General features: G+C 58.5%; 16 protein-coding genes and 1 pseudogene. 7 read left to right on the forward strand and 10 right to left on the reverse strand.

Annotated elements, in window-relative coordinates:
- Nucleotides 1-84: 84 nt before the first annotated feature.
- The 3 genes and pseudogenes from EHN06_RS17445 to pedF all read right to left on the reverse strand — a co-directional run bounded on the left by EHN06_RS17445 (nucleotide 85) and on the right by pedF (nucleotide 3,556).
- Nucleotides 85-1,859 (reverse strand): annotated as a pseudogene (locus EHN06_RS17445) (PQQ-dependent methanol/ethanol family dehydrogenase).
- A gap of 236 nt (nucleotides 1,860-2,095) precedes the next feature.
- Nucleotides 2,096-3,052, reverse strand: a complete 957-nt coding sequence (locus tag EHN06_RS17450) for a substrate-binding periplasmic protein (protein ID WP_127333780.1) — start codon at nucleotides 3,050-3,052, stop codon at nucleotides 2,096-2,098.
- 75 nt (nucleotides 3,053-3,127) lie between these two features.
- A complete protein-coding gene (gene pedF / locus EHN06_RS17455) occupies nucleotides 3,128-3,556 on the reverse strand; it encodes a cytochrome c-550 PedF (RefSeq protein WP_127333781.1) in 429 nt (142 codons plus the stop codon).
- A 365-nt stretch (nucleotides 3,557-3,921) separates the two neighbouring features.
- Here pedF and EHN06_RS17460 point away from each other — a divergent pair, with 365 nt between their 5' ends.
- Complete coding sequence (locus tag EHN06_RS17460) at nucleotides 3,922-5,775, forward strand: methanol/ethanol family PQQ-dependent dehydrogenase (RefSeq protein WP_206075680.1); 1,854 nt, start codon at nucleotides 3,922-3,924, stop codon at nucleotides 5,773-5,775.
- A gap of 68 nt (nucleotides 5,776-5,843) precedes the next feature.
- Nucleotides 5,844-6,497 (forward strand): pentapeptide repeat-containing protein, encoded by a 654-nt coding sequence (locus EHN06_RS17465; RefSeq protein WP_127333782.1) that lies wholly within the window; start codon nucleotides 5,844-5,846, stop codon nucleotides 6,495-6,497.
- A 12-nt stretch (nucleotides 6,498-6,509) separates the two neighbouring features.
- On the opposite strand, the gene EHN06_RS17470 is transcribed toward EHN06_RS17465, so the two are convergent.
- Nucleotides 6,510-7,166, reverse strand: a complete 657-nt coding sequence (locus tag EHN06_RS17470; RefSeq protein ID WP_127333783.1) for a response regulator transcription factor — start codon at nucleotides 7,164-7,166, stop codon at nucleotides 6,510-6,512.
- Nucleotides 7,163-8,395 (reverse strand): ATP-binding protein, encoded by a 1,233-nt coding sequence (locus EHN06_RS17475; protein WP_127333784.1) that lies wholly within the window; start codon nucleotides 8,393-8,395, stop codon nucleotides 7,163-7,165. The genes EHN06_RS17470 and EHN06_RS17475 overlap by 4 nt, the downstream gene beginning before the upstream one ends.
- 163 nt (nucleotides 8,396-8,558) lie before the next feature.
- Here EHN06_RS17475 and EHN06_RS17480 point away from each other — a divergent pair, with 163 nt between their 5' ends.
- The 4 genes from EHN06_RS17480 to EHN06_RS17495 are packed head-to-tail and all read left to right on the forward strand — an operon-like array spanning nucleotide 8,559 to nucleotide 12,285.
- Nucleotides 8,559-9,731 carry an ABC transporter substrate-binding protein gene (locus EHN06_RS17480; RefSeq protein WP_127333785.1) on the forward strand — a complete coding sequence of 391 codons (1,173 nt, stop codon included), beginning with the start codon at nucleotides 8,559-8,561 and terminating at the stop codon, nucleotides 9,729-9,731.
- A 43-nt stretch (nucleotides 9,732-9,774) separates the two neighbouring features.
- Nucleotides 9,775-10,749 (forward strand): YVTN family beta-propeller repeat protein, encoded by a 975-nt coding sequence (locus tag EHN06_RS17485; RefSeq protein WP_127333786.1) that lies wholly within the window; start codon nucleotides 9,775-9,777, stop codon nucleotides 10,747-10,749.
- Nucleotides 10,750-10,756: 7 nt separating this feature from the next.
- Nucleotides 10,757-11,479, forward strand: coding sequence for an ABC transporter ATP-binding protein (locus EHN06_RS17490; RefSeq protein WP_127334490.1), 723 nt, complete (start codon nucleotides 10,757-10,759; stop codon nucleotides 11,477-11,479).
- Nucleotides 11,480-11,481: 2 nt separating this feature from the next.
- The gene (locus EHN06_RS17495) at nucleotides 11,482-12,285 is read left to right on the forward strand and encodes an ABC transporter permease (RefSeq protein ID WP_127333787.1); all 804 of its coding nucleotides are present in this window, start codon (nucleotides 11,482-11,484) and stop codon (nucleotides 12,283-12,285) included.
- Nucleotides 12,286-12,492: 207 nt separating this feature from the next.
- Here EHN06_RS17495 and EHN06_RS17500 read toward each other — a convergent pair whose 3' ends face one another.
- The 3 genes from EHN06_RS17500 to EHN06_RS17510 are packed head-to-tail and all read right to left on the reverse strand — an operon-like array spanning nucleotide 12,493 to nucleotide 14,973.
- Entirely contained in the window at nucleotides 12,493-13,164 is a 672-nt protein-coding gene (locus tag EHN06_RS17500; RefSeq protein WP_127333788.1) for an ABC transporter ATP-binding protein, read from the reverse strand.
- Nucleotides 13,157-13,948, reverse strand: coding sequence for an ABC transporter permease (locus tag EHN06_RS17505; RefSeq protein WP_228257338.1), 792 nt, complete (start codon nucleotides 13,946-13,948; stop codon nucleotides 13,157-13,159). The genes EHN06_RS17500 and EHN06_RS17505 overlap by 8 nt, the downstream gene beginning before the upstream one ends.
- Nucleotides 13,945-14,973, reverse strand: a complete 1,029-nt coding sequence (locus tag EHN06_RS17510; RefSeq protein WP_127333789.1) for an ABC transporter substrate-binding protein — start codon at nucleotides 14,971-14,973, stop codon at nucleotides 13,945-13,947. Before EHN06_RS17510 ends, EHN06_RS17505 begins: the two co-directional genes overlap by 4 nt.
- A gap of 265 nt (nucleotides 14,974-15,238) precedes the next feature.
- Between EHN06_RS17510 and EHN06_RS17515 the strand changes: the two genes are divergently transcribed.
- Nucleotides 15,239-15,916, forward strand: coding sequence for a response regulator (locus tag EHN06_RS17515; RefSeq protein ID WP_127334492.1), 678 nt, complete (start codon nucleotides 15,239-15,241; stop codon nucleotides 15,914-15,916).
- A gap of 144 nt (nucleotides 15,917-16,060) precedes the next feature.
- Here EHN06_RS17515 and EHN06_RS17520 read toward each other — a convergent pair whose 3' ends face one another.
- Both EHN06_RS17520 and nosP read right to left on the reverse strand, forming a co-directional pair.
- Nucleotides 16,061-18,331, reverse strand: coding sequence for a NahK/ErcS family hybrid sensor histidine kinase/response regulator (locus EHN06_RS17520; RefSeq protein WP_127333790.1), 2,271 nt, complete (start codon nucleotides 18,329-18,331; stop codon nucleotides 16,061-16,063).
- Entirely contained in the window at nucleotides 18,297-19,466 is a 1,170-nt protein-coding gene (gene nosP / locus EHN06_RS17525; RefSeq protein ID WP_416332565.1) for a nitric oxide-sensing protein NosP, read from the reverse strand. The genes EHN06_RS17520 and nosP overlap by 35 nt, the downstream gene beginning before the upstream one ends.
- Nucleotides 19,467-19,492 lie beyond the last annotated feature (26 nt).

The raw sequence follows: 19,492 nt of genomic DNA on the forward strand, positions 1-19,492 counted from the left end.
CGTCAAACCTGATACACCAAAAAAAGAGGGTTGCCCGAAGGCAACCCTCTTTTCAACCAATGATAAGTTGCTGTCAGATAATAATTAATTACTGGCAACCCGATCCTTCGGCAGCTTGAAGGTCCAGACCATACCGCCCTGGTTGAAGTCCTTGACCACCTTGGCCACTTCACCACCCCAGAGCGGCACCGCACCACCCCAGCCGGACGCCACGGAGACGTACTGCTCGCCGTCCATGGTCCAGGTCACCGGCGTACCGACGACACCGGAACCGGTATTGAAGCGGTAGAGCTCTTCGCCGGTCTTGGCGTCAAATGCCTTCAAGTAGCCCTCAGGTGTTCCGGTGAACACCAGGTTGCCGGCGGTGGTCATGACACCACCCCACAACGGCGCGGTGTTCTCATAACGCCAGACTTCCTTGCCGGTTTTCGGATCTATCGCACGCAGCACGCCGATGTAGTCGTCGTTGGCTGGTTTGATGGTGAAGCCGGCGCCCAGGAAGGCCGCACCTTTTTTGTAGGAGACCGGCTCGTTCCAGATGTCCATGGACCATTCATTGGAAGGCACATAGAACAGCTCGGTATCCTGACTGTAGGCCATGGGCATCCAGTTCTTGCCACCGAGGAAGGCCGGCTGGGCTACTACCATCTCACCCTTGCCACCGTCAGTTTCTGTAGGGTCACCCGGACGTCCACCCTTGGTATAGATGGGGCGACCGGTCTTGGGATCCAGACCCTCAGCCCAGGTAATCTTGTCCACGAACGGGAAGCCGCGGATAAAGTCACCATTTTCACGGTTCAGGACGTAGAAGAAACCGTTACGGTCTGCCGTGGCAGCCGCTTTAACGGTTTTGCCCTTTTCCTTGTAATCGAAGGAAATCAGCTCATTGACGCCATCGTAATCCCAGCCATCGTGGGGCGTGGTCTGGAAGTGCCACTTGATGCTGCCGTCGTCCGGATCGATAGCGAGCCGTGAAGAGGAGAACAGGTTGTCACCCGGGCGCAGATGCGAGTTCCATGGCGCGGGGTTACCGGTGCCGAAGAACAGCGAATCGGTGTCCGGATCATAGGTACCACCGAGCCAGGTGGCGGCACCGCCGTTCTTCCACATATCGCCGGGCCAGGTGACACCCGCCTTGCCACCGGAAATACCATTCTCGATTTTCTTGCCGTCCTTATAAACGTAGCCCATGTGGCCTTCCACGGTGGGACGGGTCCAGACCAGGTCACCGGTGTTGGCGTCGTAGGCTTCAACCTTGCCAACAATACCGAATTCACCGCCAGATACACCGGTGATTACCTTGCCCTTGACCACAATCGGTGCCGCGGTAATCGCGTAACCTGCCTGGTAATCGGCCACCTTCTTGATCCACATCGGCTTGCCGGTGTCCTTGTTCAGGGCTACCAGCTTGGCGTCCAGAGTACCGAAGATCACCTTGTCGTCGTACAGGGCGACACCCCGGTTTACCACGTCACAGCAGGGCATGATGCCGTCCGGCAGGCGGGCGTCATACTGCCAGATTTCTTCACCGGTACGCGCATCGATGGCGTAGACACGGGAATAGGACGCGCTGACATACATCACCCCATCCTTGATCAGTGGCTGGGATTCCTGGCCGCGCATTTTCTCGCTGCCGAAAGAGAACGCCCAGGCTGGCTGCAGATGCTGAACGTTGCTGGTGTTGAGGTCTTCCAGAATACTGTAACGCTGCCCCTGGGTTCCCATGCCGTAACTGACGACGTCCTCGGGGTCTTATGGTCATTCATGATGTCTTTGTCGGTCACCGCATGGGCGCCGTACGACACCGCCAGCGCCAGGGCGCTGGTAGCAATGCGAATCCCGAACTTGTTCGTTCTCATGGTTGCGCTCTCCAATTCTCTTGTTTTCGGTTCTCTTGTTTCCGTTTCAGGGCGAACCGGGAACTTTTCCCGCCTCTAAAGAGATTCTTCGCTTTAGGGGAAAAACCAACAATTACCCCCCGGAACAGGTTTTCTCATCACTTGGTACTACTACTTCCCAAAAAACGACGCCCGCGAGGACTTCGCGGGCGTCGTTCCACCTGTCATCAACGGAACCTCTTATGCGGGGAGAAACATCAAAGTTGACCTGCAGCTTTTGCCAGCGCCTCCTCACTGAGGAACTCCCGATAGTACTGAGGCACGCTGTAGCGAAGATCCAGTTGGGCAAACAGGGACTGCAGGTCACCGGACTTGACCAGATCACCAATGATCGCTTCCAGGGCATAACCCAATTGCCGATGGGTATGTTTGATGGCCATGCCCACATCCCAGACCTGCTTGCCGATGCCGGGAAAGCCATTGCCAGCGAGCCGGAAACCCCGGTTCTCGGGGCGGCTCAGTTCATGGTCAATCTCTGCACGCATCCCCATAACGGCACTCACCTCACCGTTGCGCATCGCCTCAAAGGCCTCACGTACGTTGACGTAGTGGCGGACCTGATTCCGCAACCGTCCACGCAGACCAGAACTCAGGTAAAAATCCGGCAAGGTATCGATTTCCACGCCAATGGGGTGGTACTGAAACACGGCCACGGTATCGACGGCGTCCAGTTTTTCCGGATTGAAAGCGATCTGCCAGGTTTCCTGCTGATAGGGACCGAACAACACCACCTGCTCGTTGATGTATTCCCCGGTCGAATCCTGCATGTAGGCGTACTTCTTGTCATAAGGCACTCGCATCATCACGTCGGCCAAACGACGCTTGGCCAGGTAGTGCCCTTTCCAGACATTATTCCGCAAGTCATCGCCGAGGTTTTCATCGGGTACAATCCAGTGCACCCTGAACTCCACGCCCATTGCCTCGGCAATCCGCTTGCCAATCTCGATATCGATGCCCCGGGGCTCGCCATCCACCTGGTACGAATAGGGCGGGAAATTCTCATAAACTCCGACCTTGAGATAACCGGACTCCAGAATAATGTCGTAGGTCCGGTCCGCCGGTCGGTTCAGTAACGGGTCACCGTCGTCCACTTCCTGGGCAACCCCCAGTTGACACAGCAACAACAATGCGAGGATACGAGACAGTATTTTCATTGCTTTCCCCCAACGACGTCAGGCCGGCACAGGGCCGGCCCGCAAACAGGCTTCAATTCGGATCAGTCGCGGCCATTATTCCGGCTTGGGCAGGGACTCCACATAGGTCCGTATGGCCCATATGGCGTTCTGGTCCAGCGTCTTCTTCCAGGCAGGCATACCGCGATCGGTGCCATTGAGCACACGGGTGACGTAGTACTCATCATCCCACTCGGTCAGTTCCCGAAGGTCCGGCGTCAGACCGCCAGACATGGCACGGATGCCGTGGCAGCCGGCACAGTTGCCCGCGTAAGCGCTCTCTCCCACCTCGACAGCCTGGGCATTGAAATCCCCGTGTTCATTACCCTCCCGAAAGGGATTTTCCGTGCGCACCTCATCTCCCAGCTCGGGCAGATTACCGGTATCCACCTCCTGCGGCGTTACGTTGCCATGGGCCATGACCAGACCGGTGAAGCCCACAAGAGTGGCCGCCAGGAGCGTTTTGAGTGAAAAGGAAGTTGCCATTGTTGCTACCTCTGTTTTGATTCCCCGTGCGTTGGCTATTGGATTTATCAGATGCCAACTTGCTGACTTCCAGTCTAGAAATCCCGACGTTGAATCCGAATGCCACTTTGGGGTTTTTGGTCTAGTTCCTTGGTAGTAGGTGGTGAGAGCGAAGGCCAAAGCACGAGAATGGCACACCACACCGGAAAACTGTCCGATTCTCAGACACAAACAGCACGATCGGGAATTTTTCCCGTTTTTTATCGGCATTTTCCCGCTTTCCGAATGACTATTTCCGTCGCTCCCCTCGCGGACCAAGGCTAATACTCTGAGCGTCGACGCCACGAGAAAGACGTTGGCCACAACAAAAACCAAGGGGAATAGTTATGAACGTCACCACACGCAAACACCCATTACTACGAGGCATTGGGCTCGCGCTTATGCTGAGCTCAACTGCTGGCATGGCAACCTACGGTCACGCCAAAGACGTAACCTGGCAGGACATTGCAAATGATGCCGAAACCACCGAAGACGTGCTGGGCTATGGCATCGGTCCCAAAGCTCAGCGCTACAGTCCGATGACGACCATTAATCGCGACAATGTCGAGCGCCTGGTGCCGGCCTGGTCGTTTTCATTCGGCGATGAAAAACAACGGGGCCAGGAATCACAGGCGCTGGTCCACGATGGTGTTATCTACATCACCGGATCTTACTCCCGACTCTACGCACTGGATGCCAAAACCGGGGAGAAAATCTGGGAATACAACCATCGACTGCCGGAGGGCATCCGTCCGTGCTGCGACGTCGTTAACCGGGGCGCCGCCATCTTCGGCGACAAGGTCTTCTTCGGCACGCTGGACGCGGGCATCGTTGCCCTGAACAAGGACACCGGTAAGGTTGCCTGGCGGGAAAAGTTCGCTGACCATGAGGCGGGCTACACCATGACCGGCGCACCTACTCTGGTGAAAGACCAGAAAACAGGCAAAGTCCTGCTGATCCACGGTTCATCCGGCGATGAGTTCGGTGTGGTAGGTAAACTGTTTGCCCGTGACCCGGACACCGGCAAGGAAATCTGGATGCGCCCGTTTGTGGAAGGTCACTACGGTCGCCTCAACGGTAAAAAGAGCACACCAACCGGCGACCCTCGCGCTCCGAGCTGGCCGGATGACTCCAACACCGAAACCGGCAAGGTGGAAGCCTGGAGCCACGGCGGTGGCGCCCCCTGGCAAAGTGCCAGTTTCGATGCGGAAACCAACACCATTATTATTGGTGCGGGCAACCCGGCGCCCTGGAATACCTGGAAACGCACCGCACCCGGCGGCGATCCCGCGGATTACGATAACCTCTATACCTCCGGCCAAGTGGGCGTTGATCCGACCACCGGCGAGGTGAAATGGTTCTACCAGCACACACCCAACGACGCCTGGGATTTCTCCGGCAATAACGAGCTGGTGCTGTTCGAATACGACGAAAACGGGGAAACCGTGAAGGCGACAGCCCATGCCGATCGCAACGGTTTCTTCTATGTGGTTGACCGTGAGAACGGTGAATTCAAGAAAGGCTTCCCATTTGTGGACAACATCACCTGGGCGAAAGGTATTGGCAAGGATGGCCGCCCGATCGAAGTGAAAGGCCAACGCCCGCCACCCGTTGCCAAAGGTGAAACTCGCGGTGAATCCATTGAGGTGTCTCCCCCCTTCCTCGGCGGCAAGAACTGGAACCCGATGGCCTACAGCCAGGACACCGGGCTGTTCTATGTGCCGGCCAACCACTGGAAAGAGGACTACTGGACCGAGGAAGTGACTTACAAAAAGGGCGCGGCCTACCTTGGTCAGGGGTTCCGCATCAAGCGTATGTATGATGACCACGTGGGTATCCTGCGGGCCATGAACCCGCTTACCGGCGAAGTCGAATGGGAGCACAAGGAGAATATGCCTTTGTGGGCCGGCGTTCTTACCACCAAGGGTGGGCTGGTCTTTACCGGCACCGGCGACGGCTTCCTGAAGGCTTTCGATGCTGAAACCGGTGAAGAGCTCTGGAAGTTCCAGACCGGTTCGGGAATCATCTCGTCGCCAATCACCTGGGAAATGGATGGTGAGCAGTATATCGGTGTGGCCTCCGGCTACGGTGGCGCGGTGCCACTGTGGGGCGGCGACATGGCAGAACTGACCAAGCCCATCTCGCAAGGTGGCTCGTTCTGGGTCTTCAAGATGCCCTCCTGGGCACAGGCCTCCCGCTAGCCTTCCTCCGGCCTGGGCCTGGCAATTTGCCAGGCCCCTTTTTCCAACTCCGACCCGGGAGTGACATCATGAGACCTGTTATTACCGCCTCACTTTTACTGTTTTTTACACCGACGCTGGCCGGCGATTACATGGCCGATCTGGATCAGGCACCGGTCATCAACGGTTGTAAACTGGAACGCGACACAAGCTGTGCAGGCACAGACCTTCAGGGGGCCGATCTGTCCAATATGGATCTCCGTTCCGCCAACTTCCGGGGGGCCAACCTGTCCGGCGCCAACCTCAGTCACACCAGCCTTCGAGGTGCCAACCTCGACGGAGCGAACCTGGATAATGTCACCGGATATCGACTTCAGGTTTACCGGGCCAGCATGCGGGGCGCCACACTCAGAAATGCGAGTCTGCAGGGAATGCAGGGAGAATATCTGTTCGCCCAGGGTGCGGATTTCACCGGGGCTGACCTGACCGGAGCCAATTTCGATTTCTCCCGGTTCTCCGGGGCAACCCTTGAAAACGCCAATATGCCGTACAGCAGTTTCGAGATTTCCTGGCTGCCAAAGGCAAACCTGGCAGGCGCTAATATGAAAGGTGCCAATCTGCAGGAAGCCAAAATGGGGCTGGCCAATCTTGCCAATGCCAACCTGACCGGCACGCGCATTCATTACGCCACCTTCGAGGGAACCTACATGGAGGGCTGCACCGCGTGCCCCTTTGACTGGTAATCCGGGGCGGGCTCAGACCCGCCTTGCTTCCTCAAGCTGGCCATAGCGAATCAAGCCCGCATCCACCGCCAGGTGAATCAGTTCAACAGACGAAGAGACCTGCAGTTTGCTTTTCAGGCCCGCCAGGTGATTGGAAACCGTCTTGCTACTCACGCACAATCGCTCGGCGATACCCGAAATACTCTCGCCACGGGCATACATCAGCAGCACTTCCATTTCCCGCTGGGTCATTTCCTTCAACCGGAAATCTATCGGCCGCTCCTGATTCATCGCCAGCCGGGTTGCAATTGGATGTTCGATATAGGGCTGCCCGGACGCCACCCGCTTCACCGCTTCCGCCAGCTCTTCGGGAGCGCAACTTTTGGATACAAACCCCAGACCGCCAACGTCCAAGGCCTGCCGCACCATGGGCAGTTCATCGTGCATGGTAAAAAACAGGATTGCTGCGCCACGCCAGCGTTGTCGGAGTCGCCGTCCCACCTCCAGTCCGGAAATATCGGGCAACCCCATATCCAGCAACACCACATCCGGGCGCAATTCCCCGTACCGGGCCACCGCGTCCTGGCCGTTATCGATTTCGGTGATGGCCACTGCCGGTAGCATTGAGCGCAGGAGATTGGCTATCCCCTGCCGGACCACCTGATGGTCGTCCACAATCATCAGTTTCACAGGACACCTCCGGTTGTTGGATAGCGCCGGGCAAGTGGCACCGCGAGCCGGATGCGGGTTCCCTCCCCCCTACGGCTCAAAAACTGCGCTTCACCACCGAGACAGCGCGCTCGCTCACGCATGGAGCGCACCCCGAGGCCAGCGTTATCGGGTAAATGGTCATTACCGACACCATCATCACGCACTTCAATACTCAGCTCATTGTCATTCCGTGCGACCGCCAAAGTGGCGCAGGAAGCATGGGCATGGCGGGAAATATTATTCAGAGCTTCCTGAAGGAAGCGGTACAGATGGGTTTGCTGCTCACCGGTAAACTCCGGCAGGCGCTCATCCATGGCCAGGTGGCAGTCCAGTCCACTGAGTTGCTGCCATTGCTCGCTCAGGTGCCGGATCGCACTGCCCAGGCCCAGCTGTTCCATGACCAGCGGGTGCAGATCCTGTAGCAGGTGGCGGAAATGTTTCTGGATGGTTTCGCAGTGTTCGGCCAGGTCCCGGGCCTGCTGTTTTTGCCGCTCATTCAGCTCCGGGTCGTAGAGCAGGCTGCGGGACTGGGCGCGGATGCCGGTGAGGTACTGGCCGAGGTCATCGTGCAGGACCCGGGCAATGTGTTCCCGCTCCCTGTCCTGTAACTGCAACAATTCATTCACCAGGCGACTGACCGTCTGCTGCTCCGATTCCAGGGCAGCGGCCATGGAATTGAACCGGCACACCAGCGAATCCAGTTCCTGCTCCCCCTGTCGCGGCAGCCGGGAGGTAAGATGACCTTCGGACACCGCTTCCATGGCCCCGGAAAGGCTGGAGAGCGTCCGCATGCCACGCCGGACCATGACAAACAGCGCGAGGAAGCACAGGGCCATACCGATCGCATAAGAGCCCGAAATCAGCAGGAAACCTTCCCAGATTTCCTCGACTTCATCCGATGGATCGATCTGCCAGCCATTGAGGACCGGGCGCACCGATTGTCCCGCAATCATGTCCGAGAACCAGTCAGGAACCCGGGCACCGTATCCCGTACCAGGCTCACTGGCAGGCCGGAGGTGGCGCACACTCTCAACCAGCGACGCCGGCAGGCTTGCCGGGACACCCAGACTCTGCGCCAGCCCTGCGACACCATCCAGTTCACGCTCGACATCGTGCCGGGCCTGCCGGGCATAGAGCAGCGCACCGAACAGGTAAATCACGAGAAAAACCGCCAGCATCAACAGGGAAATCTTCCGGTATACAGTCATTATTGTGGTCCGTTTCAGTTCCAGGGCCCCTCTCTCCCCATGCTAAAGCGGCCAGTTTTTACCGGAATAGTTCTTTAGTACCGCCACTTTCCTACTTTCTGAATATTTCCGGGGCTTTTTCCCTTCTCTAAGCTGGAAGCACAACAACAAACCGGAGAATCCCATGTCTCTTTTATCCCGGACAGCTGCTGCAATACTGATCACCGTCGTTGGTGCAGCCCCACTGCAGGCCGAGTCCCTCGATGTACACATCGGCTACCTGCAGTGGGTTCCGGATCAGGGGCCGGTGCTTTCCAACGTGATTCCGGAGCCGGAAGATGCCGGTCTGCGGGGCGCCGAACTGGCCATCGCCGATAACAGCACCACCGGCAAGTTTCTGGGGCAGACCTATTCACTTCAGAGCAAAGTTGCGGATTCCGAAGACGCCGCCGTTGCAGCCTTCGAAGCCATGCGCAAAAACGGCATGGAGTTGTTCGTCGTGAATGCGCCGGCACAGACCCTGAAAACCATCCTGGACAAGGGCGGTGACAACATCCTGGTTTTCAACGCCGGTGCCAAGGACGACGCCCTGCGCACCGGGCAGTGCCACACCAGCCTTCTGCACACCATGCCCAGCTACGGCATGCTCACTGACGCTCTCGGCCAGTGGCTGAACCAGCGGCGCTGGAATGAGGTGTTTCTGATTACCGGTCCCACCGAGGCCGACAAGGGCTGGGCCGATGCGTTCCGTCGCTCGGCCAAGCGCTTTGGTCTGCAAATTGTCGAGGACAAACCCTGGACCTTTGACGCCGATTTGCGGCGAACCGCCTCGAAGGAGCTGCCATTGTTTACCCAGGCCAGCGATTACGATGCCGTGGTGGTGGCCGATGTGCGAGGCGATTTCGGTGAGTACGTGCCATTCAACACCTGGCTGCCACGCCCGGTCGTCGGTACCCAGGGCATGTCGCCGGTGACCTGGCACCGGGTGGTGGAAAGCTGGGGCGCGGCGCAGCTGCAGAACCGCTTTCGCGACCTCGCCGGCCGGGACATGAACAGCGAAGACTATGCCGCCTGGGCTGCCATTCGCTCCATTGGCACTGCGGTGACCGACCTTGGTACCGCAAACCCCGGCGAGATCCGCGATTTCCTGTTCAGTGAAAAATTCCAGCTGGCAGCGTTCAAGGGCCGCAAGCTTACTTACCGTGACTGGAACGGCCAGTTGCGACAGCCGATTCCCCTTGTGCATCCCCGGGGTTTGGTAGCACGGGCACCGTTTGAAGGCTTTTTGCACCCCAATACTGAAATGGACACGCTCGGGTTCGACAGGCCAGAGAGCGAATGTCGGATTAACGGCTGATGGCTTTGACGTCAGTCCATCGAAAACAAGAAGGAGTTACACCATGAAATCTCTGTTCAAGCACACCGCCCTGGCCGCCATGATCGGCCTGTCAACACCGGCACTCGCGAGTCTGGCCTATGTGTCCAACGAAAAGGATGACACCATCTCAATCATCGATACCGAAACCCGCGCCGTGGTCGAAACCATTGATGTAGGCCAGCGGCCACGGGGTATCCTGCTGTCCAAGGATTACACCAAGCTGTATATCTGCGCCAGTGATGACGACACCGTGCAGGTGCTGGATCTGGCTACCCGCAAGATCATCGACACCCTGCCCTCTGGCGAAGACCCGGAGCAATTTTCCCTCCATCCGAACAACAAACACCTGTATATCGCCAACGAGGACGACGCTATCGTGACGGTGGTGGATGTGGACACCAAGGACGTTCTGGCCCAGATTGATGTGGGCATCGAGCCGGAGGGTATGGCCGTGAGTCCGGACGGCAGGTGGGCGGTCAACACCTCCGAAACCACCAGCATGTTGCACTGGATCAATACCGACACATTTGAGATCGAGAAAAACATTGTGGTGGGCCAGCGTCCCCGCCATGTGGAATTCAGTAAGGACAGCAAGATTGCCTGGGCCTCTGCGGAAATCGGCGGCACGGTACACATCATCGATGTTGATAACCTGGAACAGATCCACGAAATGTCCTTCAAGGTACCCGGCGTCAACCAGGATCGTGTCCAGCCCGTAGGCATCGAACTGACCTCCGACGGCAAGTATGCCTTTGTGGCTCTCGGGCCCTCCAACCACGTAGCGGTGGTGGACGCCCAGACCTACGAGGTACTGGATTACCTGTTGGTGGGCAGCCGGGTCTGGCAACTGGATCTCGACAAGGACGAAAAACACCTCTATACCACTAACGGTGTGTCCGGCGATGTGTCGGTCATCGACGTGGAGGACCTGAAGGTGATCAAATCCATCAAGGTAGGCCGCTACCCCTGGGGCGTGGTCATTGACCCGACTTCATAACACCAGCATGACTATTGAAGCCAGGAACATCAGCTTTCGCTACGGCGACAAGCCTGTGCTCAAGGAGGTCAGTTTCACGCTGACCTCCGGCCGTTTTCACGCCTTGCTCGGGCCCAACGGTGCCGGCAAGTCCACTCTGTTCGGCTTGTTGACCCGGCTGCTGGCACTCCAGCAGGGTGAGCTTCTGCTCGCCGGCCAATCGCTGAAAAAACAGCCGTCCGAGACCATGCGACAGATTGGTGTGGTATTCCAGCAGAATGCGCTGGACCTGGACCTGACGGTGCGCCAGAACCTGCTCTACCATGCCGCGCTCCATGGTCTTTCCCGCAAGGAGGCCCGCACACGGGGTGACCGGGAACTGGCGCGTTTCGAATTGTTGGAACGGGCCAACGAACCGGTACGAAAACTCAACGGTGGCCATCGCCGGCGGGTGGAAATTGCCCGCGCCCTGCTCCATGAGCCCTCTCTCCTGCTGCTTGATGAGCCGACGGTGGGGCTCGATGTCGCCAGTCGCAAGGCACTGAATGACCACGTACGGACCTTGTGTGATGAGGCAGGGCTGACGGTTCTGTGGGCCACGCACCTGATTGAGGAAGTGCGTCAGGAGGACCGGGTGTTGATCCTGCATCAGGGGCAGCTACTGGCCGATGGTTCCGGCCAGGCCATTTGCGAGGCCGAGGGCACCCGCGACCTGGCGGAAACCTTCCACACCCTGACCGGAGCCGGATAACCATGAAAGCTGCGCATTACTGGCACTGTTTCGTTGGCATCCAGACCCGGGAGTGGCTGCGGTTCTGGCAGCAGCGCACCCGCTTTGCCAGCGCCCTGGTGCGGCCGCTGCTGTGGCTGGTGGTGTTTGCCGCCGGCTTCCGCGCAGTGCTGGGAATTTCCATTATTCCGCCGTATCAGACCTACATTACCTACGAGACTTACATTGTTCCCGGGCTGTGCGGGATGATCATTCTGTTCAACAGTATGCAGGGCGCCCTGTCCATGGTGTATGACCGGGAACTGGGCAGTATGCGGGTGCTGCTGATGAGTCCCTTGCCCCGGCCGTTTTTGCTGGTGACGAAGTTGCTGGCGATGGGGGTGGTGTCGGTGGGTCAGGTGTACGTGTTCCTGCTGCTGGCGTTGCTGGTGGATGTAGAGCCGCCATTGTGGGGCTATCTGGCGGTACTTCCCGCGCTGATCCTGTCCAGCCTGATGCTCGGCGCGCTCGGCTTACTGATTGCCACCTGGATCAAACAACTGGAGAACTTTGCTGGTGTAATGAACTTTGTCATCTTCCCAATGTTCTTCATGTCGTCAGCGCTTTACCCCCTGTGGCGCATGAACGAAGCCAGCCCCTGGCTCTACTGGATCTGCCAGTTCAACCCGTTTACCCACGCGGTGGAAGCCATCCGGTTTTCGCTGTACCTGGAATGGAATCCGATGGCCTTTGGCATTACTGCGGCAGTTACTGTGGTGTTTGCCTCACTTGCGACAGCCGGGTTTCGGCCTCAGCGGACCAAGATACTTGGGACCAAGCCTGCCTGATTGGAGTATGTGGGCTGTGGGGGACAGGTTTCCAAAACACGCCTCAAGACGTCCTGTTCGGCTTGGGCTCCGCCATCCCTGGCTCCGCACAGTTTTGGAAACCTGTCCCCCACAGCCCACCCACACTCCGAGCTAGCCTTATAGCTTCGTAGGTCGGATTAGGCGAAGCCGTAATCCGACAAACAAGCAAGCGCCTATCCATGAAACCTAGGAGTCAGCCAAATCAAGCCTTCGAAGCTTCCCCAACAACCCATCGATCAAACCAGCCTCACCGACCGCATCATCCCACTGCAGCCGCGCCGGTCTCCCATCCAGATACCACAAGCGATTCGCCAGGATCTCGGCGTCAGTGCCATCGTGGGTTACACAAATCATCGCCATGCCCGGATTGGCATCCAGAATGCCGGCAATCAGTGTCTTCAGCTCACCGGCCATCACCGGATCGAGTGATGCAAAGGGTTCATCCAGTAACAACAAGTCGGGCCTCACCGCAAGACAGCGGGCAAGCGCCGCTCTGCGCGCCATCCCAAGGGAGAGTTGGTCCGGCAGATAGTGGCCATATCCTTTCAGACCCACACTGGCGAGGTGGTCTTCTGCTTCCTGCGGAGTTGCGCCCACCAATTGGAGATTGGCGCTCAGAGTTCGCCAGGGTAACAGACGATGTTCCTGAAACAGGTAGCCAACCCGGAGTTTGTCACGGCCGATGATGGCTTCGTGAGGAATGGTTTTATCCAGACCGGCTATGGCGTTCAGCAGAGTGGTTTTGCCGATGCCGGAAGGTCCAAGCAGGCAGATGCGGTCGCCCCTCTCCACGGTCGCGAATATTTCCCCCAACACAGGCTGACCGAAATCACGGCCTGCAATCCGCAGCTCAAGCATGGGCGGCCTCCGGTTGTCGCCAGCGGCTGGAGCGCCGCTCCAGGGGCTGCAGGATGGCCAGTTCGATCAGTTGGACGACGGCAATGAACGCCAGGCTGTAAGCCAGGATGGTGGCCACGTCGAAGACCTGGAAGGCCATGTGGAGCTGAAAACCGACGCCGCTGGAGCGGCCCAGCAACTCCACGACCAGGACAATTTTCCAGATTAGCGCCAGGCCGCCGCGGGTGGCGGCCATCAGGTAGGGAAACAGTTGTGGCACCCAGACGTCGCGGAATCGCTGCCAGCGGCTGAATTCGTAGACGGTGGCCATTTCCTCCAGCCGGTAATCCAGGCTGCGGGCACCTTCGCGCACGGTGACGGCGACGTTGGGGACTTTGTTGATGACAACGGCCATGATAGCCGCCACTTCCACCAGCCCGAACCAGACGTACATCAGGATGATGGTAACCAGCGCCGGCAGGTTAAGCAGCAATACCAGCAAGGGGTCGAACAGGGCGTTGGTGGTGGCGGAACGTCCCATGCCGACACCAACAACGGTCCCCAGGAACATGGCAAGGACAAAGGCCACCACCACACGGCCGAGGGTCGCGCTCAGGTGGTGCCAGAGATCACCGGAAGTGGCCTCACGTATCAGTGTGTCGAGTACCTGGAGTGGCGTCGGCAACAGCGGGGACTGGATCAGCCAGGCGATAACTGCCCAGATCAGGACAAAGCCCGGCAAAACCACCCAGTAACTCCAGAAGGGAGGATGTCCCTTCACAGATACGCTTTTTGGGCTAGTCACGGCTCACTCCGATAGAAGAGCGAAGCGGGCATCAGGTTGTCTGCCACCGCGCCGGTGAGTACCAGAAGCCGGTGCAGGTCGGCTGTTCGCCGGTCGGTTTGTGGTGCTGGCGTGCCTGCAATGAATCCGTCCCGGAGTGCCTCGAAAATGCCCTTGCCCGGGTTGCCCATCAGTGGCCGGAGTCGCTCCCAGTATCCGGGATCATCAGCCAGTTCGGCTTTCGTCTCCCGCAGGGAATCGGCGAAATGCCGGACCAGAGATGGGTGTTCCCGCGCCCAAGATACCGGGAAGACATAGCCCAGCACCGGCAGGTTGGAATCCAGATCCAGGGCGGTCAACAGATCCGCCATCCGGAACGCCGAGCGCCAGCCTCCCTCACCCTTGAGACGCGCAGCAAAATGCCAGTAGGTGACAATTACATCCACCTGCCCCCGCTTGAGGGCCTGGTTGAGCAGGGGCGGTGCCGCAAACTGCACATCGGCGGAATCCGGCAGGTTGAGCCCCTGCTGGGCGGCAACTTTCTGCAACAGTACCCAGCCCTTGCTGTCCGGACCACCGGCCACGCCGATTCGCTTGCCGGCGAGGTCTGCCACAGACTGAATGGCAGAACCATCCGCCACCACAATGTCGCCAATCTGGCTGGAAAACGGAAGATACAGGTAGGGACTGCCGGTCTGGTAACGGGATTGCGCCCAGAGCAGGTCCGCCACGGCGCCGTTCGCCGAGCCGCTGGTGACCGCAAGGCGGGAGGCCGGCAGGTTGGCCACCGGCATCAACTCCAGGCGGTAGCCATGTTTCCGGTCCAGGCCCCGGTGGAGGAGATGGTCGAGTTCCCAGTGCGCCGTGCCAAACTGCAAGACACTGATCGACAACACCGGCAGCCCGCCCGATACATCAGCACGGGCATCGGGCGCAACGGCCGGCACCGCCACCAGAAACATCAGGCTCATCACCGCCAGCCAATGGGCACGCCAACGGGCTGAGGATGGTTTGAAATGTCGCGTTGTTACGGGCTGCTGGCTCATCTTTCCACGATACGAACCCTGCAGTCAGGCAAGAATAGTACTTTGGTGCCTGTTTTTTGGTGCGATGGTCGCATTCAACCTGAGGCGCAGATCGCGTGTAATGAAATCATCACAATAATAATCAGAGGATCGCCTCCGTTTCCGGAGATCCTCTGCACAGGAGGCCGCTATGCTTAACGAGCTCGATGCCGCACTTTCTTCCGAAAAGCGCTATCATGAGTCAGAAGCAACCCAACATAATGAAAACAAACAGGTGGAACCACCCATGGAGCCGGCATACAAGATACTGATCGCCGACGACCACCCGCTGTTCCGTGAAGCCATCAGCAGCGTGATCGCTTCCGGGTTCGAGGGCAGCGAGATCATTGAAACCGATGATCTCGACAGCGCCCTGGACCTTACCCGCGAGAACGATGACCTGGACCTGATCCTGCTGGATCTGAATATGCCCGGCATGCACGGGCTGAACGGCCTGATCACTCTCCGCAACGAAGCGCCCACCATTCCCGTGGTAATTGTCTCGGCAGAAGAGGACAAGCAAGTTGTACTTCAGGCCATTACCTACGGTGCCGTAGGCTTTATTACCAAGTCATCGCCTCGGCCCCAGATGACCGAAGCCATCCAGCAGATTCTCAACGGCAACGTCTACCTGCCTTCGGACATCATCCGTACCGCTAAAGAAAGCAACACCCGCCGCAGTCGCCATGAAGACAATCCAATTTCTCCGGAGCTGCTGAACTCGCTGACACGTCGCCAGTTGCTGGTACTCGAGCGTATGTCCAAGGGCGAATCCAACAAGCAGATTGCCTACAACCTGAACATTGCCGAGACCACGGTGAAAGCCCATGTGTCAGCCATTTTGCGCAAGCTTGGTGTGCACAATCGGGTGCAGGCCATTTTGTCCGCCAGTGACGTGGATTTCAGCCAGTATCTGAAACGGTAACTTGCCTGACCGAGGCCTGCTTGTCGGATTACGGCTTCGCCTAATCCGACCTACAAACGCAAACCTCACTCTTCCGCCCCGTAGGTCGGATTTACCGGTGAACAGCACAATGAGCGAAGCGTAATCCGACATCCATCGGCAAACTCAGTTTCTCAGTATATGACTCAGCACACTGCGCAGCTTCAGCGGCTTCACCGGTTTGTTCATCAGTAAGTGTCCTAGCTCCCGAATATGCTGCTTGAGCTCATTGGTATAATTGGCGGTCACCATCACCACCGGTGCCGGACAACGGCGACGACCGTTAATCTCCGCCACCACATCGACGCCATTTTCATCGTTGTCCAGGTGGTAATCCGCCAGAATCAGGTCCACCGGGCTGTCGGCCGGGTCCAGCTGATTCTCCAGATCCGCCAGTGACACCGCCGTCACCACGCGACAGTCCCAGCCTTCCAGCAAGGTTTTCATGCCAGCGCAGATCGACGGGTCGTTATCGATCACCCAGATCCGCGCACCACCCAGTCCGCTGTCGAAGGACTCCGTCCGGTTCTGATCCGCGACCGGTCGTTTCGGCTGCAGACGTCCCAGGGGAACTTTAACGCTGAATACGGACCCCTTGCCTTCAATGGAAGACACGCTCACCTCATGGCCCAGCATGCGCGAAATCTTGTCCACGATGGCCAGCCCCAGACCCAGCCCCTTGTCGGGCTGAGAACCTGCCGGCCGGATGCGTTTGAATTCCTGGAAGATCTCGGTCAGCTTGTCTTCGGGAATGCCCGGGCCGGTGTCCCAGACCTGCAGCTGCACGTGATCCTGGCGCCGTCGGCAACCGAGAAGAATCCGACCACTCCCGGTATAGCGGACGGCGTTGGTGAGGAAGTTCCGGAGGATTCGGGCCAGAAGCTGGGAATCGGATTCCACGATTGCGGAACTGGCAACAAAGTCCAGCCGCAGACCTTCGGCCATCGCCATCTGCCGGAATTCCCGGGCGATGTTGTTGAGCAAATCCCGCAGATCAAACGCAGTCACATCCGGTTTGATTACCCCGGCATCCAGTTTGGAAATATCCACCAGCGTACCCAGCAGGTTTTCAACATCATCCAGGGAAGTGCTTACCGAACGGACCAGACCCTCGGCCTTGGGCCCGAACGACTGCTCCAGAAGCGCGCTGGTGAACAGCCGGGCCGCGTTCAGGGGTTGCAGCAGGTCATGGCTGACGGCGGCGAGGAACTTGGTCTTGGAAAGGTTCGCCCGCTCCGCCTCCAGTTTGGCGTCCCGCAGCCTGGCCTCGACCGCGGCCCGCTCGGTGATTTCCTGGCGCAGTTGGTTGTTCAGCCCGGTCAACGCCGAGGTGCGTTCCTTGACCCTCCGCTCCAGGTTGTCATAGGCCTGCTCCAGCGCCAGGGCGGTCTTGCGACGATCGGTAATGTCCCGGATCAACACGAAGAAGCCGGTAACACTGCCCTCCTCGTTGATATTGGGTACATAGGAGCGCAGCATATAGCGCACTTCTCCCTGCTCGCCACACTCCTCAAACTCGAAGGTCACACTGTTTCCCGCCAGCGCCTGCCGCATCTGTGGCAACAGGCGACGGTACAGATCGATGGAATGCACTTCATCCAGCGGCTTGCCGAGGGGCGACTCACCGTTGCGGCCATACCAGGATTCGTACACCTTGTTGCAGAACTGCACCGTGAGGTCCGCCCCCACATAAGCTATCAGCGCCGGCACGTGGTCTGTCACGACCCGGATCCAGCGTTCACTTTCTTCCAGCGCCTTGATACGACGGGCCATCTCGCTGTTCTTGACGTCGGTGATATCAGAATAGAGAACCACCAGTCCGCCTTCACGGGTGGGCCTCTCGGTCATCTGAACCCAACGGTCGTTGGCCAGCAGGAAGACAACGCCCTCCGAATCCGGGTGGCTGTGCTCTTCCACGATCAGCCCCGAACTGACCGCCTGCCGCTTCACATCGGCAATGGTGGTGCCTGACTCCGGCACTTCCACACCGGCATGGCGCCAGTAACTGCGAAAACGACTGTTGCTTTGAATCAGGCGGTGTTGGTGATCAAACAGGACAAAGCCATCAGCAATGCTTTCAATGGCGTCGCTAAGACGCTGGCGGGTGGTTTCGGCTTCGACGCGGGCACGGCTCAAAGCCTTATTGCTGGCTTTAAGCTCCTCCATGGTCTGGTTAAGGGCCTCGGTACGCTCGCGCACCTGTTCCGCCAGCACCACGGAATGTTCGAAGGCTGCGTAGGGCTCAGGCTTGTGGGAGGAGCCTGACTCCACCCGAACGATCAGGGCATCGCGGATGCGGCGCAGACGTTCATTCTCCGCTTCAAGCTCGGCGATGCGCCGGTCCCTGTTATCAGCGGATGCTTCATTCTTGCACGACACGGGCTTCAGGCTGGCCAATGACCACCCCCGTAAAAGTCTGGTTGATATGCATACCGTCGAACTGCTCGCCGTATGTGTTGAAACCGATCACCTTGTGATGGCGAAGAAATTCGGACACTGCTTCCACCTCCCCGGTCAGCTCCGCCTCCAGCCGACGCAGGAAACAGTCACATCCGATGGTGACCAGCGGTGGTCCCACCACCCGCTCGGACGCTTCAATCTGGGTTCGTACACTGTCCAGCAGGCCTTCGGGCTCCATCGCCGTCATCACAATGCCGGTTTCCACCGCACAGTAAAATGTGAGGCTCTTGTCCGGATTGACTCGCTGAACTGAACGTACAAAATAATGTCCGCCAATTTTCACTCCCATGGGCCGCAGGGCGAACACCTTGCGATCCAGGGCATCCACCTCCACGCCAACGGCACGGGCATAGGCATCCGCAGCGGGCTCGGCATTGAGTTCATACACGGTGCGACTTTCGGGACAGGCATCGGTAACCACCAGCTTTTCACTGCGCTCAACCATGTGATGGGTGGAGAATACCCGGAAATCCAATGGCGTATTGACCAGTAGAACAGTTGCTGCACTGGTATGGAACTGGCCGTCGTAGAACACGTGGGTATTGGCGAGGCGCTCGTCATCGCCTGCGGATCCGCCAAATTGCGGGATGGTACCGAGCGCTGCATTAAGCGTCGCCAGCACCAGTTCCTCGCGGCTGGAAAGACCGTCCAGCAGCGTAATGGCAAAGGTGTTGCCCTTGACCGGCGCGAGCCTGGCATCACGACACGTGGACAGCAGGCCGTCAATGACCCCCTGGGCGTCCTGCAGGGTAAACCGGTCGAGCTCCCGAATCAGTGCGCAGTCAATGGCAAAGTAGCGGTCATCGAAGCCGATGGCGGTAATGCATCCGCGACCATAGCCTTCTGGGGTAATCTCTCCGGCGGATGTACAGCCACACACCCGCACGCCCTGAAAGGCATGTTCGAGGGCAATGCCGAGACGACCGAGATCGTATTCCGCGGAACAGAAGAACAGCACACAACCCAGGTGATCATGGTTCAACTGACTGGCAAGATTGGTGGCTGCCAGCATCGGGTCGCGGACACTGGAACTCGCTACCCGGACGGCGGGCAGGGTCGTCGCTGGCTTCATAAATGCGGATCCCGAGAATGGATGAC

Origin of the sequence: Marinobacter sp. NP-4(2019), from assembly GCF_003994855.1 — a bacterium.
GTDB lineage: Bacteria > Pseudomonadota > Gammaproteobacteria > Pseudomonadales > Oleiphilaceae > Marinobacter.

Excerpts from the sequence above, each read along its gene's own strand:
- EHN06_RS17450 (WP_127333780.1), bottom strand. The coding sequence starts at position 3,052 with ATGAAAATACTGTCTCGTATCCTCGCATTGTTGTTGCTGTGTCAACTG.
- pedF (WP_127333781.1), bottom strand. The coding sequence starts at position 3,556 with ATGGCAACTTCCTTTTCACTCAAAACGCTCCTGGCGGCCACTCTTGTG.
- EHN06_RS17460 (WP_206075680.1), top strand. The coding sequence starts at position 3,922 with ATGAACGTCACCACACGCAAACACCCATTACTACGAGGCATTGGGCTC.
- EHN06_RS17465 (WP_127333782.1), top strand. The coding sequence starts at position 5,844 with ATGAGACCTGTTATTACCGCCTCACTTTTACTGTTTTTTACACCGACG.
- EHN06_RS17475 (WP_127333784.1), bottom strand. The coding sequence starts at position 8,395 with ATGACTGTATACCGGAAGATTTCCCTGTTGATGCTGGCGGTTTTTCTC.
- EHN06_RS17480 (WP_127333785.1), top strand. The coding sequence starts at position 8,559 with ATGTCTCTTTTATCCCGGACAGCTGCTGCAATACTGATCACCGTCGTT.
- EHN06_RS17485 (WP_127333786.1), top strand. The coding sequence starts at position 9,775 with ATGAAATCTCTGTTCAAGCACACCGCCCTGGCCGCCATGATCGGCCTG.
- EHN06_RS17490 (WP_127334490.1), top strand. The coding sequence starts at position 10,757 with ATGACTATTGAAGCCAGGAACATCAGCTTTCGCTACGGCGACAAGCCT.
- EHN06_RS17495 (WP_127333787.1), top strand. The coding sequence starts at position 11,482 with ATGAAAGCTGCGCATTACTGGCACTGTTTCGTTGGCATCCAGACCCGG.
- EHN06_RS17500 (WP_127333788.1), bottom strand. The coding sequence starts at position 13,164 with ATGCTTGAGCTGCGGATTGCAGGCCGTGATTTCGGTCAGCCTGTGTTG.
- EHN06_RS17510 (WP_127333789.1), bottom strand. The coding sequence starts at position 14,973 with ATGAGCCAGCAGCCCGTAACAACGCGACATTTCAAACCATCCTCAGCC.
- EHN06_RS17515 (WP_127334492.1), top strand. The coding sequence starts at position 15,239 with ATGGAGCCGGCATACAAGATACTGATCGCCGACGACCACCCGCTGTTC.
- nosP (WP_416332565.1), bottom strand. The coding sequence starts at position 19,466 with ATGAAGCCAGCGACGACCCTGCCCGCCGTCCGGGTAGCGAGTTCCAGT.